The organism is Pseudomonas sp. HN2 (assembly GCF_020736465.1).
Classification (GTDB): Bacteria; Pseudomonadota; Gammaproteobacteria; order Pseudomonadales; family Pseudomonadaceae; genus Aquipseudomonas; species Aquipseudomonas moraviensis_A.
Map to the genome: position 1 here is coordinate 2,559,672 of NZ_CP085885.1, position 20,165 is coordinate 2,579,836.

Genomic DNA, 20,165 nt, shown 5'->3' on the forward strand with positions numbered 1-20,165 from the left:
AGCCTGATTACTCCTCCATCACCTCCACCAAACCGCGATCCTCACCGAGGAACCCGCCGCTCTGGTGCTGCCACAGCCGCGCGTAGGTGCCGTTCTTCTCAAGCAATTGCGCGTGGGTGCCTTGTTCGATGATGCGGCCTTCGTCCATAACGATCAGCCGGTCCATTGCCGCGATGGTCGACAAGCGGTGGGCGATGGCGATCACGGTTTTGCCCTGCATCATTTCGTCGAGGCTTTCCTGGATCGCCACTTCGACTTCGGAATCCAGCGCGCTGGTGGCTTCGTCGAGCAGCAGGATCGGCGCATTCTTCAGCATCACCCGGGCGATGGCGATGCGTTGGCGCTGGCCGCCGGAGAGTTTGATGCCGCGTTCGCCGACCAGCGTGTCGTAGCCGCTGTGGCCCTGCTTGTCGCTCAACTGGCTGATGAAACCATCGGCCTGGGCGTTCACCGCGGCGCGGTGGATGTCCGCGTCGGTGGCGTCCGGGCGACCGTAGGCGATGTTGTCGCGAATCGAGCGGTGCAGCAGCGACGTATCCTGCGTGACCATGCCGATCACACTGCGCAGGCTGTCCTGCGTGACCTCGGCGATGTTCTGCCCATCGATGCGAATCTCGCCGCGATCGACGTCATAGAAACGCAGCAGCAGGTTGATCAGCGTCGACTTGCCCGCACCGGAGCGGCCAACCAGACCGATTTTTTCGCCGGGGCGAATGTGCAGCGTCAGGTCGTCGAGCACCTGGCGCTCGCTGTTGTAATTGAAGCTGACATTGTCGAAAACCACTTCGCCGCCGGCAGGCTCCAGCACTTTGGCGTCCGGCGCGTCCTGGACTTTCGGGCCGCTGGTCAGGGTGGCCATGCCGTCCTGCACGGTGCCGATGTTTTCGAACAGGGAGGTCATCTGCCACATGATCCAGTGCGACATGCCATTGATGCGCAACGCCATCGCAGTGATCGCCGCAACAGCACCGGTGCCGACCTCGCCCTGATGCCACAGCCACAACGCATAACCACCGGCACCGAGAATCAGCGCGACCACCAGCGCCTGGTTGACGATTTCGAACTGGCTGACCAGACGCATCTGGCGGAAGCCGGTGAGCTTGAAATCTTCCATCGCCGCGCGAGCAAAATGCGCCTCACGCTTGGAGTGCGAGAACAGTTTGACCGTGGTGATGTTGGTGTAGGCGTCGGCAATCCGTCCGGTCATCGACGAGCGTGCATCGGCCTGCTCCTGGCCGACCTTGCCCAGACGCGGGACGAAATACACCATCGCCAGCCCGAACAGAACGATCCACGCCAGAAACGGCAGCATCAGCTTCAGCGCAAAGCCACCGGCCAGCGCAATGATGGCGATGAAGTAGACGCCGATGCCGGGGAGGATTTCGATCAGGGTGAACAGCACTTCACGCACCGACAACGCGGTTTGCATGACTTTGGTGGTGACCCGGCCGGAGAATTCATCGGAGAAGAACGACAGGCTTTGCCGCAGCATCAGCCGATGAAAGTCCCAGCGCAGGCGCAGCGGCAGATTGATCGCGAGGATCTGGTGCTGAACCATGGTGCGCAGCGCCACCAGGCCAATGCTGACCACCAGCACAATGCCGATGCCCCACAATACGCGGCTTTCCTCGGCACCGGCGGCGCGCCCGGATTGCCAGGTCGAGAGCAGATCCACCACTTGCCCGAGGAAGGAAAACAGCCACGCCTCGTAGATCGACACGCTGGCGCTGAGCAACGCAAAGGCAAGGATGTAACCGCGTGCGCCTCGGGTGCAGGCCCACAGGAATCGCATCAGGCCGACTGGCGGTGGCGGCGCCTCATCGGGTGGGAAGGGGTCGAGCCTTTGTTCGAACAGGCGAAGCATTGCGGTCTCCGAAGTGATCAGGGTAGGGGGATTCTGCCATCTATCGGCGGCGTTGCGGGTTTCACTGGCGTGATCAGGATGAACCCCCGTGCCATGTCTTGACCGCAGACAGGCGCAGAAGCTCAACGCAATCTCTCAAGGCGCAACCTTTCGTCGGTGATCCCGGCCATATGTTGCACGCTCATCAACCTCTTTGAACTCTCGCGCAAGCCGCTCCGTCCTCATCTATGTGGGGGCTCGAGGCATTGTTGCCGTGTAGTCCCGTTTTTGCGTTTTCAGTGAGAAGGCGAGGGGCGACATGAATACGTCAGACAGCAGGGCAGGGTATGAATCAGGCGATCCAAACGGCAAGCCTGAGCAAGGTTTCGATCATCTGAAAGACAACGTCAGCGAAGCATTGGGCGGCGCGCGCGAACAGGCCGATGCGCAGTTCGGTCAGTATCGCGACACGGCGGCCGAGCAGATCGAAGCGTTGGCGCAAGGCGCGAAAAGCTTCGTTTCGGAACTGCAGGACAAAGACACGTTAGGCATGTCCGATTACATCAACGACATGGCGGAATCCATGACCGGGCTGGCGGGCAATCTGCGCGGCAAGAGTGCCGAGCAGTTGCTGCACGATGCGGCGGATCTGGCGCGCAACAATCCGGGCCTGTTTATCGCCGGCAGCATTGCCATCGGTTTCGGCCTGTCGCGGTTTCTCAAGGCAGGCACGGCTGCGGCGGCAACGGTCAGCGCCGAACACGATCCAGCGGCAGGCACGACTTCGACGCCACCATCAGGCGATTACGGTGCGCAGCGACCCTATGAATCGTCAGTGCCGTCCTCGTCCCCAACCAATCCGGGACTGGCCACTGGCATCACTCCCACCTCACCTAATGAGCATGATCACCCCTCTGATTTCGCAGCGGCTTCCGTACCGCATGCACCCGACGCCAAAGGAGAACTGTGATGAACAGAGATGAATCTGATCTGAGCGGGGCAAGGCCCCTCGGCCAAACGGATGATGCTTCGGTGGTGGGCTTGTTGCGGCAGTTGTCCCGCGAAGTACCGGCGTTGTTCACCAAGGAACTGGCGCTGGCCAAGGCCGAATTGCACAACAGCCTCAGCACGCTGAAGGCTGGCATCGGCGCGGTGGCCGGGGGCGCGATTGTGTTCCTCGCCGGCTTCATCATTTTGCTGATGTCGGCGGTGTATGGCTTGAGCCTGTTCATGGCGCCGTGGCTGGCCGCGTTGATCGTTGGCGTGGTGGTAATGATCATCGGCTTCGCCATGCTGCAATCCGGGAAAAAGCAATTCGAGCCGTCTCACTTCAAACCTGATCGCACCCTCGACGCCTTGAACAAGGATCAGGAAGCGCTGCGGAGGAAAGTCTCATGAAAAGCGAACTGGATATCGAAGCGGAAAAAAGCCCGGAACAGATCGAGCGCGAAATCGATGCGCAACGCGCGAGCATCGGCAATATCGTCGATCAACTGGAGAGCAAATTCACCCCCGGGCAGATGATCGATCAGGCCTGGGGGATGATGCAGAGCAATGGCTCGACGTTCTTCACCAACCTCGGCACCAGCGTGCGCAATAACCCGGTGCCGGCGGTGCTGACGTCGGTGGGCCTGCTCTGGCTGATGATCAGCCAGAATCGCCCGCCCGTGCCGCAACCGACCTATCGCAGCGGACCGGATCAGGACAAGGCCGGCGAGTGGGCCGATGGTTTGGCCGACGGCATCGACAGTGCGCGCGCGCATCTGCACTCGACCACCGACTCGCTGAAGGACGGGTACCAGACGCTGAAAGGCAAGGCCAGCCACCTCGGGGAAAATGTCGGTGCGGCGAAGGAAAATCTGACCCATGCGATGCATGACGCCAGTGACCGCTTGTCGCGCAACTCGCAAGTGCTCGGCCAACAGTTCAGTCACCTGCTCAAAGAGCAACCGCTGATGGTGGCTGCCGCTGGAGTCGCGCTCGGTGCGTTGCTCGGCGCGGCGTTGCCGACCACCTCCACTGAGCAGCGCTACATGGGCCGCACCAGCGCCGGCATGGTCGACAAGGCCAAGCAGAAAGCGCAGGAAGGTTATGAAGCGGTGCGCGACACGGTGACCCGGACCACCGAGCAGACCGAGGGTGAAACCAGACCGGATCCGGCGCGGCCGTCGTCCTCGGATCTGTCGCAGGGGCTGGGTACATCCTGAAGGTGAAAGACCAAGGGAGGCCTGTAACAGGCCTCCCTTTTTGTTGGGCGGCGGTAATTTGGTGCGGCGCATTGGTGAGCTTGCTCGCGAAAGCGGTGGGTCATTCAACATGGGTGTATCTGATCTGGCCTCTTCGCGAGCAGGCTCACTCCTACAGGGGTATGAGTGACGAAGAAGATGGTCGATCTGCCCCGATCCTTGTGGGAGCGAGCCTGCTCGCGATAGCAGCGTGTCAGGCGATGCAGGGTTGTCTGACCGGACGCCATCGCGAGCAGGCTCACTCCTACAGGGGGATGAGTGACGAAGAAGATGGTCGATCTGCCCCGATTCTTGTAGGAGTGAGCCTGCTCGCTATAGCAGCGTGTCAGGCGATGCAGGGTTGTCTGACCGGACGCCATCGCGAGCAGGCTCACTCCTACAGGGGGATGAGTGGCGAAGAAGATGGTCGATCTGCCCCGATCCTTGTGGGAGCGAGCCTGCTCGCGATAGCAGCGTGTCAGGCGATGCAGGGTTGTCTGACCGGACGCAATCGCGAGCAGGCTCACTCCTACAGGGGTGTGAGTGGCGATGAAGATGGTCGATCTGCCCCGATCCTTGTAGGAGTGAGCCTGCTCGCGATAGCAGCGTGTCAGGCGATGCAGGGTTGTCTGACCGGACGCCATCGCGAGCAGGCTCACTCCTACAGGGGGATGAGTGGCGAAGAAGATGGTCGATCTGCCCCGATCCTTGTAGGAGTGAGCCTGCTCGCGATAGCAGCGTGTCAGGCGATGCAGGGTTGTCTGACCGGACGCCATCGCGAGCAGGCTCACTCCTACAGGGGGATGAGTGGCGAAGAAGATGGTCGATCTGCCCCGATCCTTGTAGGAGTGAGCCTGCTCGCGATAGCAGCGTGTCAGGCGATGCAGGGTTGTCTGACCGGACGCAATCGAGAGCAGGCTCACTCCTACAGGGGTATGAGTTGCGAAGAAGATGGTCGATCTGCCCCGATCCTTGTGGGAGCGAGCCTGCTCGCGATAGCAGCGTGTCAGGCGATGCAGGGTTGTCTGACCGGACGCAATCGCGAGCAGGCTCACTCCTACAGGGGTGTGAGTGACGAAAAAGATTGTCGATCTGCCCCGGTCCTTGTGGGAGCGAGCCTGCTCGCGATAGCAGCGTGTCAGGCGATGCAGGGTTGGCTGCCCGGACGCTATCGTGAGCAGGCTCACTCCTACAGGGGAGCGGTGTTCAGCTTCAGTGCTTCGACAAACGCTGCGAACGCTGCCGAGCCCTGGCGCCGGTTCGGGTAATACAGGTGGTAGCCCTGAAACGTCGGGCACCACTCTTCCAGGACTTCCACCAATCGGCCGTCCGCCAGATACGGTGCGACCAATTGCTCGGGCACGTACGCCACGCCGATGCCATCCACGGCGGCATTGAGTACATGCATGATGCTGTTGAACACCAATTGCCCGTCGACCTTGACGCTGAAATCCTGGCCCTTGTGCGCAAACTCCCAGGCGTAAATCGCGCCGGCCGGTTGATGGCGGATGTTGATGCAGGTGTGCTCCATCAACTGATGCGGCGTGACGGGTGCCGGGTGGCGGGCGAAGTAATCGGGCGCGGCGACCACCGCCAGGCGCCAGTCCGGGCCGATGCGCACCGCGATCATGTCTTTGCTGATCGATTCACCGAGACGAATCCCGGCATCGAAGCGCTCCTTGACCACATTGGTGAATCCGTAATCGACGTAGAACTCCAGCGTGATGTCCGGGTAGTCCTTCAGGAACCCGGCGAGCATCGGCCGAATGCACAATTCAATCTGATCGTCCGTGCAGGAAATCCGCAGCGTGCCGCTGGGCTTGTCGCGCAATTCGCTCAAGGCCTCGAGTTCGGCGCTGATCTGCTCGAACAGCGGCGCAATCGACCGCATCAGGCGCTCACCCGCTTCGGTCGGCGAAACATTGCGCGTGGTCCGGGCCAGCAGGCGAATACCCAAGCGCTGCTCCAGCGCGCGAACGGTATGGCTCAACGCAGACGGCGTGACGCCGAGGCGGGCGGCGGCTTTGGTGAAGCTCTGCTCCTGCGCCACCGCCAGAAAGGCCTGCAGGTCGTTGATTTTGGCGTTGCTCATTGCTGAATTTATCTCAAAAGCACATGAAGATTACCGCTACTAATCAAGTTAACCGCAATCCGTCAAGCTTTGCAGCCTGAGTAGCGGGGCAAAATTGCTCCGATCAAGTCTTTTCCAAAACAGGTTCTGCATGACGGCCCAACTAATCGATAACCCGACAGCCCAGTCCATGGACGCCTCCACCGCTGGCGAGCAACCGGCTTACTGGAGCGGCGTTTTCGCGATGACGTTGTGTGTCTTCGCGCTCATCGCTTCCGAGTTCATGCCGGTCAGTCTGCTCACGCCGATGGCGACGGACCTGCACATCAGCGAAGGCCTGGCCGGCTACGGCATCGCCATCTCCGGCGCGTTCGCGGTGCTGACCAGCCTGACGATCGCCAGGCTCGCTGGTTCGATGGATCGCAAAAATCTGTTGCTGCTGTTGACGGCGCTGATGTGCGCGTCCGGGCTAGTGGTCGGACTGGCGCCCAACTACACGGTGTACATGATCGGTCGCGCATTGATCGGCGTGGTCATTGGCGGCTTCTGGTCGATGTCGGCGGCGCTGGCCATGCGTCTGGTGCCGTCCGCCAGCGTGCCCAAGGCACTGGCGATTTTTAACAGCGGCAACGCCCTGGCGACCGTCGTGGCGGCGCCGTTGGGCAGTTATCTCGGTAGCGTGATTGGCTGGCGCGGGGCGTTTTTCTGCCTGATACCGGTGGCGCTCATTGCGCTGCTCTGGCAGTGGATCAGCTTGCCTGCGCTCCCCGCCGCGCCACGCAAAGCCAGCGCGGGCAATGTCTTCGCGTTGTTCAAAAGCCGCCGGGTGGCCTTCGGCATGCTCGGCGCAGGTCTGTTCTTTATGGGCCAGTTTGTTCTGTTCACTTACCTGCGGCCGTTTCTCGAAACCGTGACCCGGGTCGACGTTTCAGTGCTGTCGATGATTTTGCTGGTCATTGGTGTGGCCGGGTTCGTCGGCACGGTGGTCATCGGTTCGGTGCTGAACAAAGGCTTGTATCGCGTGCTGATCGCCATCCCACTGTTGATGGCGGTGATCGCCGTGGCACTTATAGGGCTGGGCAGCTCGCTGGTCGCGGCCTTCGTGTTGCTGGGCTTGTGGGGATTGATCGCGACCGCCGCGCCGGTCGGCTGGTGGTCGTGGCTGGCGCGCACGCTGCCCGACGATGCCGAAGCGGGCGGGGGGCTGATGGTGGCGGTGGTGCAGTTGTCGATCGCTTCCGGGTCGACCGTTGGTGGTCTGCTGTTCGACGGCAGCGGTTATCGGTCGACCTTCTTCGCCAGCGCGGCATTGCTGGTGCTGGCGGCGCTGATGACGTGGCTGACGTCGCGGCAGAAAGCCTGACTCAGCTTTCGATGTTCTCGACCTGCGCCTGCGCGGCTTCGGCTTCGGCTTCCAGCTTCAGGCGATCAGCCTTGCAGATGTACTTGGGCTTTTTCGGCGCCAGTTTGGCGTTGGCCTTTTTGGCCTTTTCCTTGAACAACTGCTGCAGCTTCTTTTGACGATTCATGAATTTTCGATCGCGGGTGGAAAGGACGGGAATCCTGACGTAACGCCGAGTGGTCAGCAAGGGGAAATCCACTAAGCTGAGCACATGCGTCAGAACCAAAAGCCGCGCGAACCGAAGGAACCGTCCATGAGAAAAGCTCGCAGATTGATTGCCGCGTTATCCTGCCTTGCGCTGATAGTGGGCAGCACGACGGCCTTGGCCGACCCCGGCAATGGCAAGGGCCAGGGTGGTCAAGGTGGCCAGGGCAATGGCAAGGGTAAGCCGCAGAACATGCAGGATCACGGGAAACCGGGTGGGGGCGCTCAGGGCAATGGCAACAAAGGCCAGCCATCCTCCGGCAATCGCGGCGGCGGGCCGAGCGTTGATCGTGGCAATATTCTCGGCATCGTCGGCGGCTATCGCGGCGAGTACTGGAATCCGGGGCCGCCGCTGCCGCCGGGCATTCAAAAAAATCTGGCGCGAGGCAAACCACTGCCTCCGGGTATTGCCAAGAAGCTGGACGGGCGCCTGCTTGGCCATTTGCCTCACTATGACGGCTACGAATGGCAACAGGTGGGCACCGACCTGATCCTCGTTGCGCTGGCCACCGGGTTGATCTACGAGGTGCTCAACGGCGCGTTCGATTAGCGTTTCCATGGGGAGTGGCATCAGTGCCGCTCCTTTTTTATGTTCGAATAGCTGCATGATGTGCAGCAATGAACTGCATCCAACCCGACTTGTTCATCTGAACCTCAGCTTTCACAGTGAGCTCAACGGTTAATGACTGGACGGAGATGAACATGGTCAACGCAATCCGCTTCACCGAAACCGGCGCTCCGGACGTCCTGCAACTGCAAACGGTCAGCGAGCAACCCCCCGGGCCTGGCGAAGTCTGGCTGGAGCAAGAGGCGGTGGGCGTCAATTACCTTGATGTCAGCCAACGCAAAGGCGCGGTGCCGGTGGCATTGCCGTCGGGGCTCGGTCTGGAGGGCGCGGGGCGGGTCGCGGCTGTCGGCGCCGGTGTGAGCAATGTGCGGGTCGGTGATCGGGTCGCTTATGCTACCGGTCCTTTGGGCGGCTACGCCTCGGCGCGGCTGTTTCCGGCAGAGCGTCTGGTGAAAATCCCCGATGAACTGTCGTTCGAAGACGCGGCGGCGGTGCTGTTCAAGGGCATCACCGCGCAATACCTGCTGAAAGCGACTTACCCGGTCGGGCCGGGCACGACAATGTTGCTTTATGGTGTCGCAGGTGGTCTGGGGGAAATCATGGTGCCGTGGGCCAAACACCTTGGCGCGACGGTGATCGGTGTGGTGTCGAAACAGGCCAGTGTCGACAAGGCTCGCGCGTCGGGCTGTGACGAAGTGCTGGTGTTCAATGCCGAGACCCTCGCCGCCGATGTGATGCGTATCACCGAGGGGCGCAAGGTCGACGTGGTGTATGACCCGATTGGCCGGGTGTCTTTTCAGGCGTCGCTGGACAGCTTGCGTCCACGTGGGCTGATGGTCTCGTTTGGCGCGCAGACCGGCGCGCCGGCAGCGGTGGAAATCGCCACCCTGAATGCCAAGGGCTCGCTGTTCCTGACCCGTCCATCGCTGGCAGCGCATACCGCTACAACAGCCGAATACCAGGAACGTGCGCAAGATGTGTTGGCCGCTGTTGCTGCCAGTATCATCACGCCGCAGATCCGTGCGCGTTATCCATTGGCCGACGCGGCACAAGCGCATGCCGATCTGGAGTCGGGGCGATCATCGGGGGCAATCATTCTAAAACCATGAATCTGGATGTTCTGAGCAATCCGCACAGCGATGAGATCGCTGCCTTTCTCGCCGTCGCCGCACAAGGCTCGTTCGTCGCGGCGGGGCGTTTGTTGCAGCGCCATCCGACCATCGTTTCCAAGCGCCTTGCTGCGATGGAAAAACGTTTGGGTGTGCGGCTGGTCGAGCGCTCGACGCGACACGTGCGCATCACCGAGGCCGGCCTGCAACTCGAACAGCGCCTGCGCGCAGCCGTCGAGCTGATGAACGAGGCGCAGCAACAAGCGGTGCAGGGCGCCAGCGAAGTGCGCGGCACGTTGCGTCTGGCCTTGCCGGCGGCGATGGGGCGCCTGTGGCTGGGGCCGATGTTGCCGGAGTTTCTCAAGGCCCATCCGCACGTCTCAGTGGTCGCCGATTACAGCGAAGGCCTCGTCGATATCATTGAGCAAGGCTTCGACGCGGCCATCCGCATCGGCGAACTGGACGACAATCGGCTGATCGCGAAAAAGCTCAGTGACCATCGCCGGATTCTCTGCGCATCGCCAGCCTACATCGAGGCGCACGGCATGCCGCAAACACCGCAGGATCTATTGCAGCTCAATTGCCTGCGCTTCAGCGGGCTGGCGTCGTTCCCGTTGTGGCGCCTGCATCGCGGCGATGAACTGCAGACCATCACGCCACGCGGCAACCTGACCGCCAGCGACAGCGAATCCCTCCTCGCCGCCGCCCGCGCCGACGCCGGCATACTCGGCGCTGGCGACTGGCTGATGAGCCGCGATCTTTCGGCAGGGCGGTTGATCCAGGTACTGCCCGACTGGCAGCTGGATTCGGCGGGAGGGGTCTATCTGGTCAGACCTTCATCGCGGTTTCCAGCGGCGGCAGTGGTGGCGTTCAAGGAATGGATCGAAGCGAAATTCGATCCGGCGCCACCTTGGGCCGTTTGAACACCCCAGCCTTCATCGCTACCCCCGTCCCTGTAGGAGTGAGCCTGCTCGCGAAGGCGGAGTTTCAGTCATAGATGCTCTGGCTGACCTGACGCTATCGCGAGCAGGCTCACTCCTACAGGGATTGCGCCTATATAGGAAATCCAGTGTCGTCGCACAAAAAAAGCCCGGCATTGCTGCCGGGCCTCGGGAACTTCAGCGCTTTACGCGGCGATGTTGTTCGCCGCCATTTCCTTTTTGTGGCTTGCCTTCAAGGCTTCCATTTGTGCGCCCAGTTCCTCGAGCTTGGCCTTGCCCAGAAGCTTCTGCGCTTTGGGGAACATCTCTTCTTCTTCCTCTTCGATGTGGTGTTCCAGCAGTTCCTTGACCACTTTGACCCGGCCGGCAAATTCCGGGGTGCCTGGATCCGTCTCTTTCAGATCAGGCAGCACCAGCGAATCCACGGTGCGGTGCTCTTCCTTGGCTTCGTAGTACATGATGTCTTCTTCCTTGCTGCCGGCTTCCTTGAACGCGGGATACAGGATTTCCTCTTCCAGGCGAGTATGGATGGTGATTTCCATTTCCAGTTTGCCCAGCAACTCGACGCGTTTTTTCAGCGCACGGTCGGTGGATTCACTCAGTTGGCTGAGGATGGCTTTGACTTTTTCATGGTCGGCTTTGAGAAGGTCGATGGCATTCATTTTTTGTCGCCTCTGCTTTTCACGGATTGAACACAGCGTTCTTTTTTTTGCGCTGCTGTGTATTCAGTAAGAGGCTATCGCAGGACTCATGCCAACTCGGCGATCAAGCGCAACCCGCGTAAATCAAGGGCTGGCGCAGAAGCAGGCAGAACGCCTTCGTGCAGCCTGCAAGATATCCGCTCGGCGGACATTGCATATAACAAGCCCGGCAAATGCCGGGCTGTGGATGATGCTTGAGACAGGCCTGCGCTCGTGCTTCAGCGGTTGGCCTGTGAAGGCGAAATCCGCCCGACATGCTTGGGTCCCGCCAGTGCCCAGGCGATCAGGCCGAACAGCGGCACGAACACGATCAGCACGATCCACACGCCTTTACTACTGGATTTCCCCTGGCTTTTGCGCACCCGGTTGATGGCCCAAAGCTCGATCAGCACGAGAATGACCGCCAACACGATCCACACGGTTTCGATTTGCATAGGCTTAACTCCTGATGGTCTGTGCGTTAGGCGATGAGAGGGGCGTTGGGTTCATTCTTTTTGCCCGGCGGCGCTCACCTGAAAATACCGACTAGAGTTGTTAGCGCGGACACCGCACGTTCCTGTGGGAGCGAGCCTGCTCGCGAAAACGCAGTGTCAGGCACCATCATTTGAAACTGGCACACCGCTTTCGCGAGCAGGCTCGCTCCCACAGTTTACGCAGGCATTCAGCGTGAGACAGGGAGGTTTTCAATGGACGGTATTCATGGGCATCGCACCCCTCGCTTCATGCGCAGCGCCTTGCTGGTCGGCATGGCCAATGCCCTGCTGTTGAGTGACGCACAGGCCGCTTGCGGGCCACTGGCGGCCGGAGCTTATAGCGTTTCGCAAACCTGCCTTCCCGCTGCCGGCGTCGACGCGTCCATCGCCACCCAACCCGGCACGACCATAACCACCACCGCTGGTTCTTCGCTGTTGAGCAGAGGCAACAACGCCAACTCGACGCTGAGCCTCAGCGGTACCACGATCAACAGCACACCGCCGACGGCGGCCAATGCCGTGTTCGCCAACGTGATCGGCAGCAGCGGCAATGCCAGCCTGACGCTCGATGGTGGAGCCAATACGGTCAACGTCGGTGGCAACGGGCTGGACGCTCTGGCAATCACCAACGCCGGCACAGGTTCGTCAACATTCTCGGTCACCCCCGGCACCACCCTGAATATCCTCAACACCGTCGTCGGCAACGAGCACGACGGCATCGACATCAATGGCAGCGGCGGCGGGGCGATCAACCTCAACCATCAGGGCAGCGGTCAGATCACCTTGCTCGGTGGCAACGGCATCTGGACCAAGGCCACTGGCAGCGGCGCGACCAACGTCAATGTCGGCGCCGGGGTGAGCATTCTGGTCAACAACGACGATGCGCTCTCCGCCGGCCCGCCGATCGGTGATGAAACCTTGCCGACCGCTGGCATCGGCAACCACGCCGGCGTGCACACCCGCGCAGTCAGTGGCAACACTAACGTGGTCAGCGCGGCCAACGTGCAGAGTGTCGGCATGAACGCTTTCGGGATCTTCACCGAGGGCGGCAGCGGCAACACCAGCCTGACGAATAATGGGACGATCAGCACCAATGGCTTGAACGGATTCGGCATTCGTTCGTTCTCGACAGCCGGCAGCATCGCCATCGTCAATAACGGCGCAATCACCACCACCGGTGGCGCTGCTCACGGCATCTACGCCAATGACAACGTCGGCGCGACCGGTTCGATCAGTATCGAAAACAACGCCGAACTCAACGTTGGCAGCACCGCCAATACCGCCGGCTCGCGGGCGATCTACATCATCAAGCGCGGAACCGGCGATGCCAGCGTCACCGGCAGCGGCAACATCAATGTCTTCGGTAGCCCCGACACCACCCGCGCCTACGCAATCATCGTCAGTGCCGAGCGCAATAACGTTCTGATCGATTATTCCGGCGACCTGTTCGCCAGCGGCTTCGGCGCCGGCGGCATCCGTGTGGACTCGACCGGTGGCAACGTTCAGGTCAACTATCGCGGCGATCGCATCGAAACCCTGCACAGCAATGGCAACGGCATCTACGCTTCGACGCAGTTACCCACCGGCACGGTGAACGTCGATGCTGGCGGCACGATCATCACCCATTCGGACGCCGGAACAGGCGATGGCAGCGGTATCGGCGCGTTCGGGATCCAAGCGCTGACCCTCGGCGGCGATGTCGGCATCCGCTTCACCGGCCCGCTGATCGACGTCAACGGCGCGGGCGCGGCGCTGCTGGCCGGTAACGCCTTCAACGGCGGAAGCGGCCTCGGCACGATCAATATCAGCAACAGCGGTGAACTGGTCGCGCGTGGCGATCAGCAGCGTGGCGTTCGCACGCTGTCGGTCAGTGGCGCACAGAACATCGTCAACACCGGGGCGATCCAGACGCTCGGGGCCAGCAACAGTCAGGGCATTGTCGCCCAGGCCAGCGGCGCGGCGGATGTGACGGTGAGCAACAGCGGCGCGATCAGCGCACGCGGGACCGGCTCCTCGGCCATTGATGCGCTGACCGAGGGCGGCAACGTCAGCGTCAGCAACAGTGCGAGCCTGCAAGGTGGCTGGGCCGACAGCAGCGGGGTTGCCCTGGGCGGCGCCACGCAAACCCTGAACAACGCCGGAGCCATCGGTGCACTCAGCGATTCGGCGGTGCGCGCCGATGCGACCACGCCGGGCAGCACCTTCGCGTTGAACAACACCGGGCAGATCACCGGCTCAGTGAGTGCCGTCAGCGCCAGTAGCACAATCGCCAACAGCGGCACATGGATTCTGCGCGACTTCTTCGACAGCACTGGCAGCGGCATTCGCGACAGCTGGAACGTCGCCATCAGCAACCTCGGCACGGCCGGCTCCAGCAGCATCGACAACAGCGGCCTGATTCAACTGGCGGCGCAACCGGCCAGCGGCATCGTCAACTTCAGCAGCAGCGGCGCTTATCTGCCGTTGGGGCAAACCGCCAACGCGCCGACACCGGGCGGCGCCGTGCAGGGGCAGATACTCGGCGTCAGTCGTTTCAGCAACAGCGGCACGCTGGATCTGGCGGCGGGCGGCAACACGGTTGGCAATGTCTTGCTGATCAGCGGCGCCGACAGCGCTGGCACCGATGGCGGCGGGGTATTTGTCTCGAACGGCGGGCGGGTGCTGCTCAACACCACGCTCAACGGCGGCGGAACCAATAGCCTGTCCGACATGCTGGTGGTGGACTCGACGGCAACCGCCAGCGGCGGCGCCACCGGTGTCGTCGTGCGCAATGTCGGTGGGCAGGGCGATCTGACCCAGGGCAATGGCATTGCTGTGGTCGAGTTGCTGAATAAAACCCAAGCCGCGAGCGACGCCAACGCCTTCCGCCTCGCCCGCCGTGTGGTCGCCGGGCCATATGAATATCGTCTGCAACAAGGCGCCGAGGATGGCAGCGCCCGGGATACCTGGTTCTTGCGTTCGGATGCGCTGACACCGCCGAGCCCGCCGGCTCCACCCGGTCCACCCGGCCCAAGCCCTGATCCGGCCCCCGATCCCGGCCCGGCGCCGGTACCCAATTATCGGCCCGAGGTGTCGCTCTACGGCGCCGTGCCCGCGCTGGCGCTGGTTTACGGCCGGACCATGGTCGACACACTTCACGAACGGGTTGGCGAAGAACGCCTGAACCGTGGCGAGCCGTTGCCCAAACAAGATGAGTCGACGTTGGCGCCATCGATGGGCTGGGGCCGTGTGATTTATCGCAGCGGCAAACAGGACGGCGATCGCAAAAACGCCTTGGGCAATACCCCGGAATACAACTACGACCTGACCGCATTCCAGGTCGGCACCGACCTCTATCGCAAAGTCCGCGCCGATGGCAGTCACGAACAGGCGGGCCTGTCGCTGTCGGCGGGCACCATCAATGCCGGCGTCAGCCATTACACGCGCCGCGCCGCCGGCGAAGACACGCTGCGTGCCTACGGTGTCGGCGCCTACTGGACGCACTTCGGCCCGTCCGGCTGGTATCTGGACGGCGTGGTGCAGGTCAATCGCTTCGACATCGAAGCCAAGCCCAATGACCTGGAAAAACTGAAAACCCGTGGCTGGGGCTATACCGCCTCGCTGGAAAACGGCTATCCCTATGAGTTCGATAAAAACTGGTATGTCGAGCCGCAGTTGCAGGCGATCTACAGCTACGTCGACCTGGACAGCAGCGACGACGCCGGCGCCAAGGTGCGTTTCAAGGACGTCGATTCGCTGGTTGGCCGCGCCGGCGTGCGCATCGCCAGGGACTGGGAAACCGAGGGCGTCGACAAAACCGCACGGCGCACCAACGCGTGGATCCGCCCCAGCGTCTGGCATGAGTTCAAGGGCCAACCGAAGACTGAGTTTTCCTCTGAGTCGGGTTACATCCCGTTCGAGTCGGACATTCAGGGCACGTGGGGCGAGGTCAATGTCGGGGTCAGGCCAACCAACGCACGACATTGACCGCGTCCGCCGGTTATCGGCAGGGCTTTGACGGCGACAGCCATGGTTATGACGCAATGCTGGGTTTCAAAATAAATTTCTGATCACCGCTGCGGCCTATATCCTCTGCGCCACGTTTGGGCTGAAACAGGGAAAGGGCAATGGCATTCAGGGTGATGGTCGTCGGTGGTTACGGCAATTTCGGCAGTATCGTTTGTCGGCATCTGGCGCAGATGCCAGAGATTGAGTTGGTGTTGTCGGGCCGCGATGCGCGCAAGTTGCAGCGCAAGGTCGAAGAGCTGCAAGCGCAATCGGGCCGTACCAGCCAAGGCTGGTGCGGCGATGCGCTGGGCGCGGGGTTTCAATCGGCGTTGCGCGAGCTGAATATTCAATTGGTGGTGCACACCGGCGGGCCGTTTCAAGGGCAGTCCTACGCGGTTGCTGAAAACTGCATCAGCGCCGGTGTGAATTATTGCGATCTGGCTGACTGCCGCACCTTCGTCAACGGCATCGATGTGCTTGACGCCCGCGCCAAGGAGGCTGGGGTGGCGCTGCTCAGCGGCTGCAGCTCGGTGCCGACCTTGTCTTCGGCGATCATCGATCAGCAGCGCTCGCGTTTTGCGCGGATCGATTCGATCGAGCATGGCATTTCTTCCTCGGCGAAGATGCCTGGGCTGTCCACGGTCGAAGGCGTGCTCGCTTATGCCGGCAAACCGATCAGGCAGTTGAAGAATGGCCAGACTCACGAAGTATTGGGCTGGCTCGATCTGACCCTGCGCAGCATGCCGCAACTGGGCAAGCGGGTGCTGGCCAATGTCGATGTGCCGGACATGGATATTTTCGCTCGCCGCTATGGGGCACAGACGCTGCGCTTCAAGGCCGGCGCCGGCCTGAAACTCGGCGGTGTCGCCAACGCCTTGCTGGCGCAGGCCTTGCGCTTCGGTCTGGTGCGCGATCATCGGCGCTGGGCGGCGCGCCTGCATCGACTGGGCACGTGGTTCGAGCGTTTCGGTGATGGCAAAAGCGCGATGTACATCGATGTTCGCGGCACTGGTGTCGACGGCCAGCCGCTGAGCATGACCGCGCAACTCACCGCGCTGAATGACAAAGGCCCGGAAATCCCCAGCTGCGCCGCCGTCGCCCTCGCCTGCAAAATGGCCCGGGGTTATGTACCGCAGGCCGGCGCGCGGCCGTGCGTTGGCGAGATCAGCGTCGAGGAATATCTGACGGCGATCAACGATCCCGCCAATCTGAGTCTGTCGGTGCAGTTCGCCGAAGGGCAGCGTTGAGATGCTCTATCTCTGTCTGAAATACCTGCATGTAATCGCGGCGATTTTCCTCTTTGGTTTCGGCATGGGCTCCTACCTCTACCTGATCGCCGCCAGCCGCAGCGGCAACCCGCAAGTGATCGCCCATGTCGCACGGATGGTGGTGCGCTTTGATACGTGGATCACCACGCCAGCGGGGTTTGTGCAGGTCACCACCGGCTATCTGCTGATGCGCCTTTCGGGGCTGTCGATGAGCACTGAATGGCTGCTGACTTCGCTGATCATTTTCTTCTGTGTGGGCGCGCTGTGGCTGCCGGTGCTGGTGTTGCAAAAGCGTTTGCAGAGCATGGCGCTGAGCGCGGGCGAGGGTGGCCAGCTTCTGGATGATCGCTACGCGAGCACGTACCGCTGGTGGTTCTGGATGGGCATCGCCGGGTTCGCCGGAATGTTTGTCATCGTGCTGATGATGGTGACGAAGATGACGCCGCTGCAACTGATCGGATCAGCCGTGGGCCTTTAGAAAACGGCTTTCATGATCCGCTGTTGGTAGCAGGCAGGTGTCGTACTTGCCGAGCAGCCGATAGCGGTTCAGGGCGATGCGATCGTAAGCCCAGTCGCGCAGCCCGCGTGGGAGTATCCGCAGCAGTTTCAGTGGCTGCCAGCGCCCCGGCAATTGCCCGACCACTTCCAGAAACGCATCGGAACGCTCCCAGTAATGCCGGTCGCGAATCACCGCCATGGTGTCGAACTCATCCAGCGGCAAACCGGCCCACGCGAGCAAGGCCTGGCCCTCGGGCGATTGCACCGCCGCCAGACGCACGCGACGCTGTTGATCATGGCGTATCAGAAAGCGCGCCCAGCCGTTGCAGAGCTTGCACACGCCGTCGAACAGCACCACGGTTTCGCCGGGCTCGAGCAATGGCGCGGGGGTAGGGCGGGTTTTCATGGCAGGCATGTCCTTGGCGGCGGTTGTCGCGATCATAACCTCGATCAACCGGCGCTTGTTCTATAGCGACGGATCGCGGCGGTATTGCCCCGGCGATATTCCATGCACCCGGCGGAAGGCGGCGCCAAAAGCCGCGTCGGATAAATAGCCCAGCGAAGCGGCGACAGTCGCCACATTGTCCCGACCATTGCGCAAGCGAAACGCGGCCACGCGCATCCGCCAGCGTGTGGCGTATTCGACCGGTGCCAGGCCCATGCGTGTCTTGAACAGCGCAGCGAAACCCGATCGCGACATGCACGCTATTTCGGCCATTTGCGTCAGTCGCCAGGGTTGTTCCGGAGCAGCGTGAATGGCGCGCAACACGCCGGCAATCGCTGGCTCCCGCAGCCCGCCCAGCCAGGCCAGTTGTTCGGCATCGGCGCTGTTGATGTGATGACGCAACGCATGGATGAAGATCAGTCGCAGCAGGTCGTTGCACATTGCCTGCGAGCCGGCCTGCTGCGAAGGCCATTCGCGGCCCAGTTCATCGAGCAGCCAACCGAACGACGAAGCACCCGCGGTCTCGGCGCGAATGATCAGCGAGGTTGGCAGCACCTCAAGCAGCTCCGTCGCGCCTGGACCCGACAACGACACGCTGCCTCCCAGCAACTCGACTCCCTCGCCGACGCCGAATGTCGCCGAGGCACCGTCATGGGCGAAAACATCCGCTGCGTTCACTGCCTCGACATCGACGCCGCTGGCGAGAATGAACGGCGTGCGCGATACCACAAAACAGTCGCCGGCCTGCAGCAACTGCGCCGGCAGACCCTGCATGCGCAGCCAGCATTCGCCTCGTCGCACCACGTTGAATTTCAGTTCGATGGGTTGAAAGCGCAGCGCCCAGATGCCACCCGCCTGCAAACGAACCGAACAGGCTGCGCGCAGTTCAGAGAGCGCCAATACGGCAGAGAGTGGATCGCCAGCAGGATTTTGGATGATCACGACAGAAACCTGGATTTATCAGACTGGTTCGTCCGCAGAGCTTAGCCAAGAATGAAGGCCTTCGATAGCTCACTCAGGATTACGCCCATGGCTACCCTTCAACTACCTGTGCAATCACCGTTCAACGCCGCCAGCACAGCGGCCGAAGTCATGGCCGGCATCGACCTGCGCGGGCACCTTGCCGTGGTCACGGGCGGGTATTCCGGCCTGGGTCTGCTGACGGTGAAAAGCCTCGCTGCGGCCGGGGCGCAGGTCATTGTGCCGGCCAGAGATACCGCGCGAGCAGAGGCGGCATTGACCGGGATTGACGGCGTCAGGGTAATGCCCATGGATCTGATGCAGGCCGAGTCGGTGGCGGGGTTCAGCCGAGGTCTGGTCAGCGCGGGTCAGCCAGTGTCGTGGCTGATCAACTGCGCCGGAGTCATGGCCGCGCCGTTGCTGCGCGATGCCGACGGCCACGAGAGCCAGTACGCGACCAATCATTTGGGCCACTATCGCCTGACCTGCGGGCTCTGGCCGGTGCTGGTCAAGTCTGGGCAGGCGCGGGTGCTGTCGGTGTCTTCACGCGGGCATCAGATTGCCGGGGTGGAGTTTGACGACATCGATTTCCTGCGGCGGCCTTATGACAAATGGCTCGCTTATGGCCAGTCGAAAACCGCCAATGCCTTGTTTGCCATCGCCCTCGATCAGCGTGGACGTAGCCATGGCGTTCGCGCGTTCTCATTGCATCCGGGGCAGATTCTCACGGATCTGGCACGGCACTTGAGCACGGCGGAACTCGCCGCCTTCGATGCGCTGGATGAACAGGGTCGGCCACGGCTGGATCCGCACAACGGTTTGAAAACTGTCGAGCAGGGCGCCGCTACCGGGTTGTGGTGTGCGACCAGTGGAGTGCTTGCGGATTTGGGTGGTGTGTATTGCGAAGACTGCAATGTTGCGCCGATCAATGACCCTGAAACAGGTCGCAAGGGTGTTGCGAAATGGGCGGCGGATGCCGGGTTGGCGGAGCGACTCTGGGCGGTTTCGGAGCAATGGACGGGGCTCACGGTGGCATGAACCGAGTCAAAGGCCAAAAGCCCCTCACCCTAACCCTCTCCCGGAGGGAGAGGGGACTGACCGAGGTGTTCAGTAGCGGTACGCCGACCTGAAATACCGAGCCGAACTCAGGTTTTGAACAGCACCCAAATCGGCTCCCTCTCCCTCGGGAGAGGGCTGAGGTGAGGGGCTTGGGCTTCAATCTCAGCACTTCATTCAAGCCGAACCACAATAAATAACCGGGACACGCCGACCCTTTGCAACCGAGCCGAACTCAGGATTTGAACAGCACCCAAATCGGCTTCCTCTCCCTCGGGAGAGGGCTGGGGTGGGTTGCCGCGTCAAGCACAGCACTTCATTCAAGCCGAACCACAATAAATAACCGGGACACGCCGACCCTTTGCAACCGAGCCGAACTCAGGATTTGAACAGCGCCCAAATCGGCTCCCTCTC

18 protein-coding genes are annotated in these 20,165 nt (G+C 61.7%); 11 read left to right on the forward strand and 7 right to left on the reverse strand.

Translation table 11 applies throughout. The features are described from left to right. Positions 1-7: 7 nt before the first annotated feature. The gene (locus LIS66_RS11250) at positions 8-1,864 is read right to left on the reverse strand and encodes an ABC transporter ATP-binding protein (RefSeq protein WP_227974275.1); all 1,857 of its coding nucleotides are present in this window, start codon (positions 1,862-1,864) and stop codon (positions 8-10) included. Between the two features lie 298 nt (positions 1,865-2,162). Between LIS66_RS11250 and LIS66_RS11255 the strand changes: the two genes are divergently transcribed. From LIS66_RS11255 to LIS66_RS11265, 3 genes are read left to right on the forward strand one after another with little or no spacing between them, the layout of a single operon-like run. Beyond that, complete coding sequence (locus LIS66_RS11255) at positions 2,163-2,813, forward strand: hypothetical protein (protein ID WP_042609650.1); 651 nt, start codon at positions 2,163-2,165, stop codon at positions 2,811-2,813. Further along, on the forward strand, positions 2,813-3,241 hold the full coding sequence (locus LIS66_RS11260) for a phage holin family protein (protein WP_042609651.1): 429 nt from the start codon (positions 2,813-2,815) through the stop codon (positions 3,239-3,241). The genes LIS66_RS11255 and LIS66_RS11260 overlap by 1 nt, the downstream gene beginning before the upstream one ends. Beyond that, positions 3,238-4,050, forward strand: coding sequence for a DUF3618 domain-containing protein (locus LIS66_RS11265; protein WP_042609652.1), 813 nt, complete (start codon positions 3,238-3,240; stop codon positions 4,048-4,050). The genes LIS66_RS11260 and LIS66_RS11265 overlap by 4 nt, the downstream gene beginning before the upstream one ends. 1,207 nt (positions 4,051-5,257) lie before the next feature. On the opposite strand, the gene LIS66_RS11270 is transcribed toward LIS66_RS11265, so the two are convergent. Then, positions 5,258-6,160, reverse strand: coding sequence for a LysR family transcriptional regulator (locus LIS66_RS11270; RefSeq protein ID WP_042609653.1), 903 nt, complete (start codon positions 6,158-6,160; stop codon positions 5,258-5,260). 130 nt (positions 6,161-6,290) lie between these two features. On the opposite strand from LIS66_RS11270, the gene LIS66_RS11275 reads away from it, so the two are divergent. Continuing rightward, positions 6,291-7,502: an MFS transporter gene (locus tag LIS66_RS11275; protein ID WP_042609654.1), complete on the forward strand. Its 1,212-nt coding sequence runs from the start codon at positions 6,291-6,293 to the stop codon at positions 7,500-7,502. Position 7,503: 1 nt separating this feature from the next. On the opposite strand, the gene LIS66_RS11280 is transcribed toward LIS66_RS11275, so the two are convergent. Next, positions 7,504-7,668, reverse strand: coding sequence for a DUF2986 domain-containing protein (locus LIS66_RS11280; RefSeq protein WP_080902516.1), 165 nt, complete (start codon positions 7,666-7,668; stop codon positions 7,504-7,506). A gap of 126 nt (positions 7,669-7,794) precedes the next feature. Between LIS66_RS11280 and LIS66_RS11285 the strand changes: the two genes are divergently transcribed. The 3 genes from LIS66_RS11285 (at position 7,795) to LIS66_RS11295 (ending at position 10,345) form a co-directional block, all read left to right on the forward strand. Next, entirely contained in the window at positions 7,795-8,295 is a 501-nt protein-coding gene (locus LIS66_RS11285; RefSeq protein ID WP_042609655.1) for an anti-virulence regulator CigR family protein, read from the forward strand. Between the two features lie 152 nt (positions 8,296-8,447). Next, positions 8,448-9,422 carry a quinone oxidoreductase family protein gene (locus LIS66_RS11290; RefSeq protein WP_064361912.1) on the forward strand — a complete coding sequence of 325 codons (975 nt, stop codon included), beginning with the start codon at positions 8,448-8,450 and terminating at the stop codon, positions 9,420-9,422. Then, the gene (locus LIS66_RS11295) at positions 9,419-10,345 is read left to right on the forward strand and encodes a LysR family transcriptional regulator (RefSeq protein ID WP_227974276.1); all 927 of its coding nucleotides are present in this window, start codon (positions 9,419-9,421) and stop codon (positions 10,343-10,345) included. The genes LIS66_RS11290 and LIS66_RS11295 overlap by 4 nt, the downstream gene beginning before the upstream one ends. Positions 10,346-10,548: 203 nt before the next feature. Here LIS66_RS11295 and LIS66_RS11300 read toward each other — a convergent pair whose 3' ends face one another. Both LIS66_RS11300 and LIS66_RS11305 read right to left on the reverse strand, forming a co-directional pair. Further along, positions 10,549-11,025, reverse strand: a complete 477-nt coding sequence (locus tag LIS66_RS11300; protein WP_227974277.1) for a hemerythrin domain-containing protein — start codon at positions 11,023-11,025, stop codon at positions 10,549-10,551. 257 nt (positions 11,026-11,282) lie between these two features. After that, positions 11,283-11,498, reverse strand: coding sequence for a PLD nuclease N-terminal domain-containing protein (locus tag LIS66_RS11305; RefSeq protein WP_042609659.1), 216 nt, complete (start codon positions 11,496-11,498; stop codon positions 11,283-11,285). Between the two features lie 252 nt (positions 11,499-11,750). Between LIS66_RS11305 and LIS66_RS11310 the strand changes: the two genes are divergently transcribed. From LIS66_RS11310 to LIS66_RS11320, 3 genes are all read left to right on the forward strand, one after another. After that, a complete protein-coding gene (locus tag LIS66_RS11310; protein WP_227974278.1) occupies positions 11,751-15,503 on the forward strand; it encodes an autotransporter outer membrane beta-barrel domain-containing protein in 3,753 nt (1,250 codons plus the stop codon). A 140-nt stretch (positions 15,504-15,643) separates the two neighbouring features. After that, positions 15,644-16,771 carry a saccharopine dehydrogenase family protein gene (locus tag LIS66_RS11315; protein ID WP_227974279.1) on the forward strand — a complete coding sequence of 376 codons (1,128 nt, stop codon included), beginning with the start codon at positions 15,644-15,646 and terminating at the stop codon, positions 16,769-16,771. 1 nt (position 16,772) lies between these two features. Beyond that, positions 16,773-17,270 (forward strand): DUF2269 family protein, encoded by a 498-nt coding sequence (locus tag LIS66_RS11320; protein WP_227974280.1) that lies wholly within the window; start codon positions 16,773-16,775, stop codon positions 17,268-17,270. On the opposite strand, the gene LIS66_RS11325 is transcribed toward LIS66_RS11320, so the two are convergent. Both LIS66_RS11325 and LIS66_RS11330 read right to left on the reverse strand, forming a co-directional pair. Next, positions 17,253-17,705: a thiol-disulfide oxidoreductase DCC family protein gene (locus LIS66_RS11325; protein ID WP_227974506.1), complete on the reverse strand. Its 453-nt coding sequence runs from the start codon at positions 17,703-17,705 to the stop codon at positions 17,253-17,255. The two genes, LIS66_RS11320 and LIS66_RS11325, sit on opposite strands and share 18 nt — an antisense overlap. A 51-nt stretch (positions 17,706-17,756) precedes the next feature. Continuing rightward, positions 17,757-18,677 (reverse strand): AraC family transcriptional regulator, encoded by a 921-nt coding sequence (locus tag LIS66_RS11330; protein WP_227974281.1) that lies wholly within the window; start codon positions 18,675-18,677, stop codon positions 17,757-17,759. Positions 18,678-18,764: 87 nt separating this feature from the next. On the opposite strand from LIS66_RS11330, the gene LIS66_RS11335 reads away from it, so the two are divergent. Further along, complete coding sequence (locus LIS66_RS11335) at positions 18,765-19,733, forward strand: oxidoreductase (protein WP_227974282.1); 969 nt, start codon at positions 18,765-18,767, stop codon at positions 19,731-19,733. Positions 19,734-20,165: the final 432 nt, after the last annotated feature.